The sequence below is a fragment of the Haloimpatiens myeolchijeotgali genome (genome assembly GCF_042688525.2).
In the GTDB taxonomy this organism is placed as follows: domain Bacteria; phylum Bacillota; class Clostridia; order Clostridiales; family Clostridiaceae; genus Haloimpatiens.
On record NZ_JBHWAB010000001.1, the window covers coordinates 306726 to 322500 of the forward strand.

At 28.7% G+C, this 15775-nt stretch carries 14 protein-coding genes, 1 tRNA gene and 1 other annotated feature (1 of these 16 running past the window's edge); all 15 genes read left to right on the forward strand.

The window, feature by feature from the left end:
• The first annotated feature begins 129 nt into the window (after nt 1–129).
• Nucleotides 130–1623, forward strand: a complete 1494-nt coding sequence (locus ACFIJ5_RS01580) for an acyl-CoA carboxylase subunit beta (protein ID WP_379803014.1) — start codon at nt 130–132, stop codon at nt 1621–1623.
• 11 nt (nt 1624–1634) lie between these two features.
• On the forward strand, nt 1635–1967 hold the full coding sequence (locus tag ACFIJ5_RS01585) for an OadG family protein (RefSeq protein ID WP_379803016.1): 333 nt from the start codon (nt 1635–1637) through the stop codon (nt 1965–1967).
• 18 nt (nt 1968–1985) lie between these two features.
• Nucleotides 1986–2369: a biotin/lipoyl-containing protein gene (locus ACFIJ5_RS01590; RefSeq protein WP_379803018.1), complete on the forward strand. Its 384-nt coding sequence runs from the start codon at nt 1986–1988 to the stop codon at nt 2367–2369.
• Nucleotides 2370–2390: 21 nt separating this feature from the next.
• Nucleotides 2391–3524, forward strand: a complete 1134-nt coding sequence (locus tag ACFIJ5_RS01595) for a sodium ion-translocating decarboxylase subunit beta (RefSeq protein WP_379803020.1) — start codon at nt 2391–2393, stop codon at nt 3522–3524.
• Between the two features lie 123 nt (nt 3525–3647).
• Nucleotides 3648–4427, forward strand: a complete 780-nt coding sequence (locus ACFIJ5_RS01600; RefSeq protein WP_379803023.1) for a type III pantothenate kinase — start codon at nt 3648–3650, stop codon at nt 4425–4427.
• Nucleotides 4428–4435: 8 nt separating this feature from the next.
• Nucleotides 4436–5416, forward strand: a complete 981-nt coding sequence (gene dusB / locus ACFIJ5_RS01605; protein WP_379803025.1) for a tRNA dihydrouridine synthase DusB — start codon at nt 4436–4438, stop codon at nt 5414–5416.
• 79 nt (nt 5417–5495) lie between these two features.
• Nucleotides 5496–6305 (forward strand): hypothetical protein, encoded by an 810-nt coding sequence (locus ACFIJ5_RS01610; RefSeq protein WP_379803027.1) that lies wholly within the window; start codon nt 5496–5498, stop codon nt 6303–6305.
• Nucleotides 6306–6429: 124 nt separating this feature from the next.
• Complete coding sequence (gene greA, locus ACFIJ5_RS01615; RefSeq protein ID WP_379803030.1) at nt 6430–6909, forward strand: transcription elongation factor GreA; 480 nt, start codon at nt 6430–6432, stop codon at nt 6907–6909.
• Between the two features lie 15 nt (nt 6910–6924).
• Complete coding sequence (gene lysS / locus ACFIJ5_RS01620; RefSeq protein ID WP_379803033.1) at nt 6925–8436, forward strand: lysine--tRNA ligase; 1512 nt, start codon at nt 6925–6927, stop codon at nt 8434–8436.
• A gap of 264 nt (nt 8437–8700) precedes the next feature.
• Nucleotides 8701–10290: an ABC transporter substrate-binding protein gene (locus tag ACFIJ5_RS01625; RefSeq protein ID WP_379803035.1), complete on the forward strand. Its 1590-nt coding sequence runs from the start codon at nt 8701–8703 to the stop codon at nt 10288–10290.
• Nucleotides 10287–11267 (forward strand): ABC transporter permease, encoded by a 981-nt coding sequence (locus ACFIJ5_RS01630; protein WP_379803038.1) that lies wholly within the window; start codon nt 10287–10289, stop codon nt 11265–11267. The genes ACFIJ5_RS01625 and ACFIJ5_RS01630 overlap by 4 nt, the downstream gene beginning before the upstream one ends.
• A gap of 4 nt (nt 11268–11271) precedes the next feature.
• Nucleotides 11272–12096, forward strand: coding sequence for an ABC transporter permease (locus ACFIJ5_RS01635; RefSeq protein ID WP_379803041.1), 825 nt, complete (start codon nt 11272–11274; stop codon nt 12094–12096).
• 126 nt (nt 12097–12222) lie between these two features.
• Nucleotides 12223–12297, forward strand: a tRNA-Asn gene (locus ACFIJ5_RS01640).
• A gap of 88 nt (nt 12298–12385) precedes the next feature.
• Nucleotides 12386–12553: a binding site (T-box leader), on the forward strand.
• A gap of 87 nt (nt 12554–12640) precedes the next feature.
• Nucleotides 12641–14032 carry a glycine--tRNA ligase gene (locus ACFIJ5_RS01645; protein ID WP_379803044.1) on the forward strand — a complete coding sequence of 464 codons (1392 nt, stop codon included), beginning with the start codon at nt 12641–12643 and terminating at the stop codon, nt 14030–14032.
• Between the two features lie 422 nt (nt 14033–14454).
• A protein-coding gene (gene murD / locus ACFIJ5_RS01650; protein WP_379803046.1) for a UDP-N-acetylmuramoyl-L-alanine--D-glutamate ligase crosses the window boundary here: on the forward strand, nt 14455–15775 show its 5' portion. The gene runs 56 nt beyond the window's last position; only the first 1321 of its 1377 coding nucleotides appear in the window; its start codon is at nt 14455–14457; the stop codon falls past the right edge of the window.

Sequence of the window (15775 nt, forward strand, 5' to 3'; positions counted from 1 at the left end):
CATTTTATTTTTTAAAAACACAGAAAAATGAAGTAAAACTTGCAAAAAAATATATACAAAATTCATTTTTTATGGTATTCTAAGTATGAATAGGGTTAGTTTTTTTATATTTGGTTAGGAGGAAAATCTATGGATAAAGTAGAGAATTTGATAAGTATAAAGAATGAAAATATTCAAGGAGGAGGTCAAGAAAAGGTTAACATACAACATAATTTAGGCAAAATGACTGCAAGAGAGAGAATATTACAAGTTTTAGATGAAGGCTCGTTTATTGAAATAGGTAATTTAATAGAAAAAAATGGAGCAGGTGTAATAACTGGTTATGGAACAATAAATGGAAGGTTAGTTTATTTATATAGTCAAGATTATACTGTTAATGGTGGTTTGATAAATAAAACTAACAGTAATAAAATATGTAGAATAATGAAAATGGCACAAAAAATGGGAGCTCCTTTAATACAAATTATGGATTCTGTAGGTGCAAAAATATCTGATGGATTAGATGCCTTGGAAGCTTACGGTAAAATAATAAATTTAAATACAAGTCTATCAGGTGTAGTTCCTCAAATAGCAGTTATAGTTGGACCTTGTGAAGGAATAGCAGCATTAAGTGCTACGATGAGTGATTTTACTATTGTAGTAGATAAGTGTGGAAGCTTATGTATAAATTCATCTCAAAAGCTTATAGAAAAAGAAGAAAAATATGTTGATAAAAATACATATTCAAATGCAGAAAATGTTAATAGGAATGGTAATGTACAACTAGAAGTGAAAACAGAAGATGAAGCATTTAGCTTAATAAAAAAACTAATGAGTTACATTCCCTCTAATAATCTAGAAGTTTCGGTATGTGAAAGTGAACCTGTTGATTTAAATATTCCTAAATCAAGATTAGACGAAATTGCTAAAACTGAAAGTTATGATATATATGAAATTATAAATGAGATAAGTGATGAAAAAAGTCTTATTGAAATTAATTCTAAGTGGCAAAAAGCAATAATTACTGGATTAATAAAAGTTAATGGAATATCAGTTGGAATAATAGCAACAAATAAGAATGTAGAAAAAGGTTGTTTAAATATAAAAAATATAGATAAGATAAGTAGATTTATTAAAATGTGTGATGCTTTTAATATACCAATATTATCTATGGTTGATACAAAAGGATTTGAGGTAAGTTTAGAAGAAGAAAAAAATGGACTTGCAGTATTTGCTTCTAAGATAGTTTATTCATTAAGTGAAGCTGAAGTGCCAAAAATTGCTTTGATTATAGGAGAGGCTTATGGAGCAGGATATATAACATTAGCTAGTAAAGAAACATCGTTTGATATAACATATGCTTGGCCATCTGCTAAAATTTCATTAATAGAGCCAAGAGAAATGGCAAAGAAATTATATGAAAAGGATATCATTAGTAGTGATAATCCAAGGGAAAAAGAGGAAAAATTAATAGATAGTCATATTGATGAATTTACAAGTCCATATTTAGCAGCAGAAAAAGGACATGTTGACGATATAATAATACCTTCAGAGACAAAGCAAAGATTATTTGCCATGTTTGATATGCTTCAAAGTAAAAGAGAAATAAAATACCCTAAAAAACATGGTAGTATATTGATATAGGGGGAATAAAAATGTCCATTTTAGAAGGATTAGAAATAACAATCTTTTCTATGCTTTTAGTATTTACGGTTTTAGTATGTATAGCATTAATTATAAACATTCAAACCTTTATACTTAGAGATAAGAAGAAAGAAATTAAAGCTGATAAGTCAGATCTTAAAGTGATAGAAAAGCCTGAAGTAATAGAAGAACAAGATAATGAACTTGAAATAGTGGCAGCTATAATGGCGGCGTTGTCAACTTGTTCAGATGTGCCAAGTGATAGATTACAAATAAAAAGTATAAGAAGGTTAAATAATGGAAGTAATTGGAGAGATACAGCTATAAAAAGTAGCTTAAAGTAAAATGGGAGGATGAATAAAATGAAAAAATATATTGTTAATGTTAATGGAAATAGATATGAGGTTGAAGTTGAAGAAGTTGAAGGAGATTTTTCTGAAAGTGCAGCAACTTTAGCACAAGTTGAATCAAAACAACAAAAGAAAGTACCACAGACTAAAACAGCTCCAAAGCCTAAACAATCAAATTCTGAAGGTGAAAAAATCGAATGCCCAATGCCAGGAAAAATATTAAAAGTAAATGTGTCAAAAGGAGATACATTTAAAAAAGGTGATGTATTATTTGTACTAGAAGCTATGAAAATGGAAAATGAAATAATGGCACCACATGATGGAAAAATAGTAGAAGTTAATGTATCAGAAGGAATTTCAGTAAACACTGGAGACGTTTTAGCAGTAATTCAATAAAAGAGGAAGAGGGAAAAGAAAATGTTGAATGCATTAAGAGAAATTTGGCTTTCTTCTGGATTCGCGGCAATTGGATGGAGACAGATAGTAATGCTTTTAGTTGCATTTGTTCTTATATATTTAGCAATTAAAAAAGAATTTGAACCACTTTTACTTATACCAATTTCTTTTGGAATGATATTAGCTAATTTGCCAGCAACAGGTATTATGAGTCCTCCAACTAACGGACAGGCTGGAGGATTACTATGGTACTTATATCAAGGAGTAGAAGCAGATATATATCCACCATTGATTTTTCTAGGGGTAGGAGCTATGACGGATTTTAGTCCATTATTAGCTAACCCTTGGAGTGTTTTGATGGGAGCAGGAGCACAGTTTGGTGTTTTTTTCGCGTTTTTATGCGCTATACTTATGGGATTTACACCTCAACAGGCTGCATCTATAGGAATAATAGGAGGAGCAGATGGACCTACTGCAATATATTTATCAAGTAAATTAGCTCCGGAACTTTTAGGAGCTATAGCTGTAGCAGCTTATTCGTATATGGCATTAGTTCCAATGATACAACCTCCAATAATGAGAGCATTAACAACTAAGAAAGAACGAACAGTAAGAATGGGACAACTTAGAAAAGTTAAAAAAGTTGAAAAAGTTGTATTTCCTATAGTAGTAACTATATTAGTAGTTCTATTACTTCCATCAGTTGCATCTTTAATTGGTATGTTGATGCTTGGTAATTTATTTAAAGAATGTGGAGTTGTTGAAAGATTGTCAAACACAGCACAGAATGCGCTAACAAATATAGTAACTATTTTCTTAGGATTAACAGTAGGAGCTACAGCTAGAGGTGAAATATTTATACAACCGGGAACAATCAAGATTGTTGTATTAGGAATGGTTGCATTTGGAATAAGTACTGCAGCAGGAGTACTTATTGGTAAGATAATGTATAAAGCTACAGGTGGTAAGATAAATCCACTTATAGGAGCAGCAGGTGTTTCAGCTGTACCTATGGCATCAAGAGTTGCTCAAAAAGTTGGACAAGAAGAGGATCCAGGAAATTTCTTACTTATGAATGCAATGGGACCTAATGTTGCAGGTGTTATAGGAACAGCAGTAGCAGCAGGAATACTTCTTACAATGTTTGGGGTATAGTTAAAAATTAACTTGACAAATAATATTTAGTTGTTAAAATTAAATTGTTAATCATCGATTATTAAGCTAAGACGTAAGAGCAGCTGTACAGCTGCTCTTATAATTTATAAGGGGTGTTAAAAATTGATTTTAGTTGTAGATGTTGGGAATACAAACATTGTTTTAGGTATATATAAAGAAGATAGATTAGTTGTAGAATGGAGATTATCTACACAAGCTACAAGAAGTGCAGATGAATATGGAATTCAAGTTATGGAGCTATTTAGGCAAAAACAGATAAATGCTAATGATGTAAAGGGAGTTATAATTTCATCAGTAGTTCCTAATATTATGTATTCATTAGAACATATGATACAAAAATATTTTAGAGTACAACCTATAGTTGTAGGACCAGGGGTAAAGACAGGTATTAATATAAAATATGATAATCCCAAAGAAGTTGGAGCAGATAGAATAGTTAATGCAGTAGCAGCTCATGAAATCTATAAAAAACCTCTTATAATAATAGATTTTGGAACAGCCACTACTTTTTGTGTTGTATCAGGAAACGGAAATTATCTTGGAGGAGTAATATGTCCTGGAATAAGAATATCGTCAGAAGCTTTATTTGAGAGGGCAGCAAAACTTCCTAGAGTAGAATTGTTGAAAACTAAAAAGATAATATGTAAAAATACAGTAAAAAGTATGCAAGCAGGAATAGTTTATGGTTATATTGGGCAAGTTGATTATATAGTAAATAAGATAAAAGAAGAAATGAGAGAATTAGGAGAAAATGAAACTTTTGTTGTAGCCACTGGAGGATTTGCTAAACTTATATATGGTGAATCTAAAACAATAGATGTAATAAATCCTATTTTAACTTTACAAGGATTAAAGATTATATATGAGAAGAATGCAAAGTAGGTGTGTGAATGAAAATAGGAAATTTAGAATTCAATAATGAAGTTTTTTTAGCACCTATGGCAGGTGTTACAGATATAGCTTTTAGAGAAATATGTAAAGAAATGGGTTGTGGACTTAGTTATACAGAAATGGTAAGTGCTAAAGGTATGTATTATGGTAGTGAAAATACTAAAAAGCTTTTAAAAATCTCTGATAAAGAAAAACCAATAGCAGTACAGATTTTTGGAAGTGATTCATATATTATGGCTAAAATATGTGATTGTTTTAATGAAAATAAAGATATATGCTTAATTGATATAAATATGGGATGTCCAGTACCTAAAATAGTTAAAAATGGTGAAGGTTCAGCATTGATGAACGATCCTAAGTTAGCAGCAGATATAGTACAAGAGGTTAAGAAAGCATCTGTAAAACCTGTTACTGTTAAATTTAGAAAAGGTTTTGACTCTAAAAATATTAATGCTGTGGATTTTGCACAAAGAATGGAGCAAGCTGGAGTGGATGCTGTAACAGTACATGGAAGAACTAAGGAACAAATGTATTCAGGAAAGGCTGATTGGGATATAATAAGACAAGTAAAAGACAAGGTATCTATTCCCGTTATAGGGAATGGAGATATTTTTTGTGCTAAAGATGCAATTGATATGAAAAGATTAACTAATTGTGACGGTGTTATGGTAGCAAGAGGAGTAAAGGGTAATCCATGGATATTCAAACAGATAAATCAAGCAATTAATATGAAAGAAATTGAATGTCCTACAGATACAGAAAAGCTAGAAGTTTGTATTGATCATTTGAAAAGAGCTGTTTTCTATCATACAGAGAATACTGCTGTAAGAGAAATGAGAAAACATATAGCTTGGTACATAAAAGGAATGAAAAATTGTACTGAAATAAAGGATAAGATAAATAGAGAAGAAAAAAGTGAAAGCGTGATTAAAATTTTATCAGAATACAAACAGTGTATTTTAGATAATAATGAATTATAAAGTTGTAATTAAGAATTAGGAATTTATTATTAGTGAAAAGAATAATATATACATATATCAATGTAAAAAAGGAAAGTAAATGAATAATATAATAAATTTAAGTTCTGATAATGTAATTTATAAAGACTCCAGTTTATTTGGTAGAATAAAAGATAGATTAAAGGTGAAATATGAAGGAGAATATTTTATAAAAGATATAAATATATCTATTAAAAAAGTAAGAATTCCAGCTAATGTAGATATAAAATCTTATTACAGAAATGTAAATATTGCAAAGCGGTTTGGAAACAGTTCTGAAGTGGAAATGTCACCTAATATATGGAGTATTATTGATTATGATATTTTTAATGAGTATCAAAAGAAATTGTTTGCTTATAGTATAGTAAGAAGTATAAAATTATCGTTAAGGGTGAGAAATAAAAATATAAATAATAGTTGTATACTTATATATGATGCTAAAGATAAAATAAATAGATACATAATATATGAGTTAGCAAAAGTTGCTAGATATATAATATTATTGTCAGATAATTTGAAGTTATTAAAAAACATAAGAGAATATGTGATGGCCAATTATGGAGTGACACCAATTATAACAAGAGATAATGTATATGCTTTAAAGGAAGCAGAATTTATAATAACGTCTAAAAATATTGAACCCAAATATAAAAGTTCAATATGGTACTTGAACAATAAGTTTATTCCTAAAAATACCCAAAATTTACAAATCAATAATGTTATTTACAAAACTCCATGGGAAATTGAAGGAGTAGAAAAAAACATTCAACTTATTGGTGCTATACTTAGTCAAATAGGTCATAATAAAAGGGTTGAAGAAGATTTAAAGTGTAATGGAATATATATAGAAAAATTCAATTTTATTGTTTAGGATTATTACTAATGCTACGTATTCATAAATGTTGACATTATTAGTTTGCTGATTTATAATTACTTAAATAGTTGAGTAAGTGTTGATATATAATCAATTAGAATATTTAAAAGGGGAGACAAAAATGAGTAATAAAAAATATATAATGACTTATGAAGGGGTTAAAAAGTTAGAAGATGAGTTAGAATATTTAAAGACTGTAAAGAGAAAAGAAATAACAGCGAAAATAAAGGTAGCACTTTCATATGGAGATTTAAGTGAGAACTCAGAATATGACGAAGCAAAAAATGAACAGGCATTTGCTGAAGGTAGAATAGTACAATTAGAAAATATGCTTAAAAATGCTAATGTAGTAGATGAAAGTGAAGTAGATGAAGGAGTAGTTAGTGTAGGTGCTGTAGTTAAAGTTAAAGATTATGATTTTGATGAAATAGTTGATTTTTCAATAGTTGGTTCTGCAGAAGCAGATCCAATGGAAAATAAAATATCAAATGAGTCTCCAGTTGGGGCAGGGCTTATTGGAAAAAAAGTTGGAGATATTGTTGAAATAACAGTTCCAGATGGAACTAGTAAGTATGAAATTATAGAAATAAGAAGAGCATAAGGTGGAGGGATAGTAATGTCTAATGAAGAAAGAAATTTAAATGAACAGGAAGCGGAATTAAATGAGCAAATGCAGCAAAGACTAGAAAAATTGAAAGCGCTTCAGAGTGAAGGTAAAGATCCATTTGACGTTTATAAAGTAAACGTAACTCATTCTTCAAAACAAGTAAAAGATAGTTTTGAGTCATTACAAGAAGCAGAAGTTACAGTTGCTGGAAGAATAATGTCTAAAAGAGGGCAAGGAAAAGTTGTTTTTTCAGACGTTCATGATAAAGAAGGAAAAATTCAATTATTCATTAAAATAGATAACGTAGGAGAAGATAAATTAAAAGAATTTAAGAGTCTTAACATAGGAGATATTGTTACTGCTACAGGTTCAGTATTTAAAACTAGAACTGGCGAGATTTCAGTTAGAGTTATGAAATTTGAACTTATATCTAAATCTTTAAGACCTCTTCCAGAAAAATTCCATGGTTTAAAAGATCCAGACCTTAGATATAGACATAGAGAAGTAGATGTTATAATGAATCCTGAAGTTAAAGATACTTTTATAAAGAGAACGGCAATAATAAAATATATAAGAGAATTTTTAGATAATAAAGGATTTATGGAAGTAGAGACACCTATACTTTCTCCAATTGCAGGTGGAGCAGCTGCTAGACCATTTATAACTCATCATAATGCTTTAGATATAGATATGTATTTAAGAATTGCAACAGAGTTATATTTAAAAAGATTAATTGTTGCTGGATTTGAAAAAGTATATGATTTAGGTAAAAACTTTAGAAATGAAGGTATAGATATAAGACATAATCCAGAATTTACAATGATAGAATTATATGAAGCTTATGCAGATTATAATGATATGATGGAAATAACAGAAAATATGGTTGCATATGTTTGCGAAAAGGTATTAGGAACAACTAGAGTAACATACCAAGGTACAGAAATTGATTTCAAACCACCATGGAGAAGAGTTACAATGGTAGATGCGGTTAAAGAATATGCTGGTGTAGATTTTAATGAAATCAAAGATGATGAAGAAGCTAGAAAAATTGCTAAAGAAAAGAATCTTGAATTTAAAAAAGAACTTCAATATGTAACAAAGGGTGAAGTTTTAAATGAATTATTTGAAGAATATGCAGAAGAGAAGATGATTCAGCCAACATTTATATATGATTATCCAGTTGAAATTTCACCTCTTACTAAAAAGAAAAGAGGAAATGAAGAATTTACTGAAAGATTTGAAGGATTTATATTTGGTAGAGAATTATGTAATGCATATTCTGAATTAAATGATCCTGTTGTCCAAAGAGAAAGATTTATGCAGCAAGCAAAAGAAAGAGAACTTGGTGATGATGAGGCATATGTAATAGATGAAGATTTCTTACATGCATTAGAAATAGGTATGCCACCAACAGGAGGATTAGGAATAGGAATAGATAGACTTATAATGTTGTTAACAGATTCTTATTCAATAAGAGATGTAATATTATTCCCAACAATGAAACCAAGTCAAAGTAAGTAATTAAAGATTTAATAGAAAATTCAACTAAATATTACAAGAACAGTTTTAATTTTCAAATTAATATGTTATAATGTGACATGAGGTTTGAATATAAGAAAAGATACATTAATACGAATGTTAATGTAGTGAAGTAAACTTATATAATTCTAAAATTATATATGTTCGATTAATGGCTTACTGAATTGATACCACGAAGGTAGAGAAAATTTCTCTACCTTTTTTGTTTTTTTAAATAATATACAATATTTTGAGGGGGAATTTTTTATGATGAAAAAGCGACTTATAGGGATATTAAGTGCAGCAATGTTAGTTTTTTCAGTAGTAGGATGTGGTAGTAAACCTACAGCAAATCAAACAAAAGATAATATTTCGAAAAGTAACGTTTCAGAAGTAAAGACATTAACATATGGAAGTGCTTGTGATTATTCACGAATAAATCCTGCATTGGATGAACATGCGGAAATACATAAAATAATTTTTTCAGGGCTTACAAAACATGATGAAAATTCAAAGGTTATTCCCGATTTGGCAGAAAGTTGGACATATGATAAAAAAAATCTTATGTATACTTTTAAATTGAGAAAAAATGTTAAATGGCACGACGGAAAGGATTTTACAGCAGATGATGTTAAATTTACAATTGAGGCTATAAAAAATCCTAAAAATAATTCTGAGATAGCTACTAACTATGAAGAAATAAAGAAAGTAGAGGTAGTAGATAAAAACACAGTGAAAATATATTTAAGTAAGCCATGTACTCCTATACTTGATTATTTATCTGTTGGGATGATTCCAAAACATTTATTAGATGGAAAAGATATAACTAAAAATTCATTTAATCAACATCCTATAGGAACAGGGTCATATAAATTAGATAAATGGGAGATGGGACAATATATAAGTTTAAAAGCAAATAAGGATTATTATAATGGAAGACCTAAAATTGATAAGGTAGTATTTAAAATTGTAGAAGATGAAAAAGCAAGAGCACTTCAATTGAAATCTGGAGAATTAGATCTTGCTCAACTTGAACCACATGATATGAATAGTTTTGGAAATGATAAAAACATTAAATTATATAGAGAAAAGACAGCAGATTATAGAGGTATTATGTATAATTTTAGAAATCCTATCTTTAAAGATGTGGATTTAAGAAAAGCATTAACTTATGCTATAGATAAGAAAAAAATAGTGGATAAAGTATTAACAGGAATGGGACAAGTAGCATATAGTCCATTGCAAATGGGGAATTATAGCAATAAAAATGTTGAAAAATATAAGTATAATCCTAAAAAGGCAAAAGAATTACTTAATAAAGCTGGTTGGAAAGTTGGAAAAGATGGTATAAGAGAAAAAAATGGTAAAAGATTATCTTTTAAAATAACATGTTTTGAAGGGGATCCAGTAAGAACAAATATAGCAAATGTCATAACTCAATATTTTAAAGATGTGAATGTAGATGCAAAAGTTGAAGTAGTTCCAAAAGGTTCAGTTAAATGGGACAAACTCGAAGGCTTTTTAATAGGATGGGGTAGTCCATTTGATCCAGATGATCATACTTATAAAGTTTTTCATTCTCAACAAATAGAAAGTGGAGTAAATTTAAATGCGTATTCAAATAAAAAGGTTGATGAACTTTTAGAAAAAGCAAGGACTTCTGAAGATGATAATATAAGAAAAAAATATTATAAAGAGTTTCAACAAGAATTTTCAAATGACCCTCCATTTAGTCTTATTGCATATATAGATGCTGTATATGGTGCTAATAAAAATATTATTGGAATAAAAGATACAGTTTTAGGTCATCATGGAGTAGGCTTTTTATGGAATGTAGAAGAATGGGATATTAAATGAAAACAGTTAAAGTAAGGATGTTAAAAAATATAATCAGTATAATTTTAAATTTAATTTTTAGCTTTATTGTACTTAGTTTTGTCATTTTTATGATATCTCATTTAGCTCCAGGAGATCCTTTATACTCAATTTATGGTGAATCAGCAGAGAAGATATCACCGTTGCAAAGACAGAAAATAATAACTAGTATGGGGCTTGATAAGCCCCTTATTTATCAATATAAATCTTGGATATATGGGTTTATACATGGAAATCTAGGAGTGTCATTTAAATATAATATCCAGGTAAGTGATATAATTAAAAAGGCTTTTTGTAATACAATGTTTTTAGCGGTAATTACCATAATTTCTATAATATTATTTTCTATTGGCTTAGGTTTATTGTGTGCAATAAAAGAAAATAGCATTATAGATAAAGTTATAAATAAAATAGGAACTTTTTTTTATTGTATTCCAGGATTTTGGTTAGGACTTATAGCAATACTTATATTTAGTGTTAATTTGAAAATATTACCTTCTTCTGGAGTATACGATATAGGATATGAAGGAAATTTAACAAATAGGTTGAAACATATGATACTTCCGTGGTTTGTTGTTTTTATAGGACATTTAGGATATTATACAAATTTTGTAAGAGATAAAGTACTAGAAGAATTGAATGAAGACTATATTATGGCAGCTAAGGCTAGAGGACTTTCCCAATTTAGAATACTTTCATCTCATGTACTGAGAAATATTTTGCCATCATATATGAATTTGATTTGTGTTTCTATTTATCACTTAATATCAGGTTCATTAGTGGTAGAAGCTATTTTTACTTATCCAGGATTAGGTAAATTTGTTTTTGAATCAGCAAAATTTCATGATTATCCATTGTTAATGGGAGTAGTTATAGTAACAGGGATGATAGTTATTTTTGCTAATCTATTGGCTGATATTTTTAATCATGTACTTGATCCAAGGATAAACAAGGGGTGATGTAATGCAGGATAATAAAATTAAGTATCCTATTTTTTCTATAATTTTTCTATGTAGTATATCAGTATTAATTCTTTTTTCAATATTTTTAATAAAAGAGTCTCCTAATCACATTAATTTGTCTAATACATATATTGTTCCTTGTAAAAAGTATATATTTGGAACTGATTCAATGGGAAGAAATATTCTAATTAGAACTATCTATGGAGGTAAAACTTCTATTTTGATAGGAATTATTTCTATGATAAATTCAAGTGTTATCGGAATTATATATGGTTGTGTTAGTGGATATTTTGGTGGGTATGTAGATAAGGTTATGACAAGAATATTAGAAATGTTTTTGACAGTACCAACTATCATATTAGCAGCATTTATACAATCATTTTTTCAAACTAGAGGTTTATTAGAAATTATATTATTAATTTCATTTACAGGTTGGATGAAAATAGGAAGAATTGTAAGGGGAGAAGTTATAAAACTTAAACAGATGGATTTTGTTTTAGCTTCTAAAAATATGGGGGGAGGATTTATACATATATCATTAAAGCATTTTGTGCCTAATTTTGTGCCGGCAATAATTTATATATGTACTCTAAATGTAGCATATGGAATAATGACAGAGTCAACTTTAAGTTTTTTAGGATTAGGTCTTCCAGCAAATATTCCTTCTTGGGGAAGTATGCTCATTGATGCTCAAAAGGATATTCTATCAAATAAGTGGTGGACAAGTATTTTTCCTGGAATTTTTATAGTATTTACGGTTTTTTCAGTTACTAATATTGGAGAATATATAAGAAAGCGAAACAATAAAAGATTTACAAATATATAAAAGAATATGTTTATTATAATGTATAATTAAAGATTTTTGTTAAAGCAAAAATTAACCTTATAAAAAAAATAAAAAAATACTTGCAAAATAGAAAAACCATGCTATAATAATAACTGTGATAAATGTTCCGCAGTAGCTCAATGGTGGAGCACTCGGCTGTTAACCGATAGGTTGGAGGTTCGAGTCCTCTCTGCGGAGCCATTTTTTTATTTTTTGCATTTTTTTGAATGATTAGTATTGACAATAAAAGTGATTTTGATAAAATATAAGGTATAAAATAAAATTTAACATATACATGATGATAAAGAGGAGTAATGATAATTTTTTTCTAGAGAGACTATGGTTGGTGCAAATAGTTAAAAAATTATTATGAAGGGCACTTTTGAATGTTATTATACAGAAAGACGGGCTAATGCCAATGAGGGTGGAACCGCGGAATCAAGATTTCGTCCCTTAAGGTATAGGCTTTTTTTTTATTTTTACGTGATTTTACTAAAAATTTGGTAAGAATAAAGTTATTAAAAACACGAAGGAGGTTAAAGTTATGGGATGTGAAAAAACTATGGATAAAATAGTATCTTTATGTAAAACTAGAGGATTTATATTTCAAGGGTCTGAAATATATGGTGGACTTGCAAATGCTTGGGATTATGGTCCTTTAGGAGTTGAATTTAAAAATAATGTAAAAAAAGCATGGTGGAAAAAATTTGTTCAAGAAAGTCCTTACAATGTAGGAATAGATTCAGCTATATTAATGAATAGTGAGGTTTGGGTAGCGTCAGGACACGTAGGAGGTTTTTCAGACCCATTAATGGATTGTAAAGCTTGTAAAGCAAGACATAGAGCAGATAAATTAGTAGAAGATCATTTAAAACAACAAGGTAAAGATGATGTAAGCGCAGATGGATGGACAAATGAAGAACTAAAAGAATATATAAAAAATAATAATATAGTTTGTCCAAAATGTGGAAAAAGTGATTTTACAGATATAAGAAAATTCAATTTGATGTTTAAAACTTTTCAAGGTGTAACTGAAGATAGTAAGTCAGAAATATATTTAAGACCAGAAACAGCTCAAGGTATATTTATAAATTTCAAAAATGTTCAAAGAACTACAAGAAAAAAAGTACCTTTTGGTATTGGCCAAATAGGTAAATCTTTTAGAAATGAAATAACTCCAGGAAACTTTACGTTTAGAACAAAAGAATTTGAACAAATGGAATTAGAGTTTTTCTGTGAGCCAGGAACAGATTTAGAATGGTTTAAATATTGGAAAGAATACTGTTGGAACTTCCTATTAAATTTAGGTGTGAATAAGGAAAACTTAAGATTTAGAGATCATTCACAAGAAGAATTATCTTTTTACAGTAATGCTACTTCAGATATAGAATACTTATTCCCATTTGGTTGGGGTGAGTTGTGGGGAGTTGCTGATAGAACAGATTATGACTTAAAGAAACATATGGAACATTCAGGTCAAGATTTGAGTTATTTAGATCCTACAACTAATAAAAAATATGTTCCGTATTGTATTGAACCATCTCTTGGTGCAGATAGAGTTACGCTTGCATTTTTAGTAGATGCATACGATGAAGAGGAACTTGAGAATGGTGATGTAAGAAAAGTTCTTCATTTTCATCCAGCACTTGCACCATTTAAAGCAGCAATACTTCCATTAACTAAGAAAATATCAGATAAAGCATTAGAAGTTTATACTCAATTAAGTAAAAAATTCAATATAGAGTATGATCAAACAGGAAGTATAGGTAAGAGATATAGAAGACAAGATGAAATTGGAACTCCTTATTGTATAACAATAGATTTTGATACATTAGAAGATAATACAGTAACAGTAAGAGACAGAGATACAATGCAGCAAGTTAGATTGAATATAAATGAACTAGAAAAATTCTTAGAAGGAAAATTAATATTTTAATTTAAAATATTAAAATAAAAATACCTAATTTTGTATATTATGTTGAAAAAAATAAAAAACCTGTGTTTATGAAAAATATAAACATAGGTTTTTATTTTGTATCAAAAAAGAAAAAAACCGGATATCGCGTATCCGGTAAAAATAGGGTTTAATCATGGGGATATGTCATATGTTTAACTAAAACTTGGGGAATTATTAATACTTTCTTACGGCACAAAAGTAGTATAGCATAAAGTAAGAAAGTATTTCAATAGCATATATTGAAGTTTTTAAATTAAATAAATTCGAACAATTTCAACATTTTTAAACCATAATGAGAAATGAGTTAGTATGAAAATTATATATAATATACCGTTGTTCTTTTATTTTACAGTGCTATAATTAAGTATGAATATTATTAATTGTTTTAACTGGAGGTAACTATGAAGCGAGATTTTATAGAATTTAAAAAGTTTATAAGAAATAAAAATACTGCTGTAGTTGGTATAGGAATTAGTAATAAACCATTAATTTATTTCTTATTAAAGTTGGGAGCAAAAGTTACAGCTTTTGATAGAAAAACAAAGGAACAATTAGGTGAAAGTTATTATGAGTTAAAAAATAAAGGTGTAAATTTAGTATTAGGAGAAAATTATTTAGATGAGTTAAAGGGATTTCAAGTTATATTTAAAACTCCTTCAATGCGATTTGATAATCCAGCTCTTGTTAGAGCAAAAAAAGAGGGTACATATATAACTTCAGAAATGGAGGAATTTATTAAATATTGTCCTGCTAAAGTTTTTGGTGTTACAGGTAGTGATGGAAAGACTACAACGACTTCTCTTATATATAATATGCTAAAAGAAGAAGGATACAGGTCATGGATTGGAGGAAATATTGGTAATCCTTTATTTTCAAATATAGAAAATATAAAAAAAGAAGATAAGGTAGTATTAGAATTATCAAGTTTTCAATTAATGAATATGAAGTATTCTACAGATGTTGCTATAGTAACAAATCTAAGTCCTAATCACTTAGATATTCATAAAGATATGGATGAATATGTAGATGCAAAGAAAAATATATTTAGGTTTCAAAATAAAGAAGGAATTTTAATATTAAATAAAGATAATAGTATAACTAATTCAATGATAGATGAAGCAATAGGCAAATTGATGCAATTCAGTATTAAAGATAAAATAAAAAATGGTGCTTATTTTGAAAAAGATACATTATTTATTAACGACAGTGAAGTATGTACGCGTTCACAAGTAAAATTAATGGGAATGCATAATGTTGAAAATTTACTTGCTGCATTTTGCGCTGTTTGTAAAGATGTTAGTATAAGTAATATGAAGAAAGTTGCAACTACTTTTCAAGGAGTAGAGCATAGATGTGAATTTGTAAGAGAAATTAATGGCGTAAGGTACTATAATGATTCTATTGCTTCAAGTCCAACTAGAACATTGGCGGGATTAAAGGCATTTGAAAAGAAAGTTATATTAATTGCAGGGGGATATGATAAACATATACCATTTGAGCCATTAGCAAAAGAAGGATACTTAAAGGTAAAGAGTTTAATATTATTAGGTGTAACTAAGTGTAAGATAAAAGAAGAATTTGAAAAGGTGTTACGTGAAAATAACTGTAGTATGCCTATATATATAGTAGAAAGTTTAGAACAAGCAATAGATAAAGCAGAGAATATTTCGTCAGAAGGGGATATAGTAACATTATCACCTGCATGTGCAAGTTTCGATATGT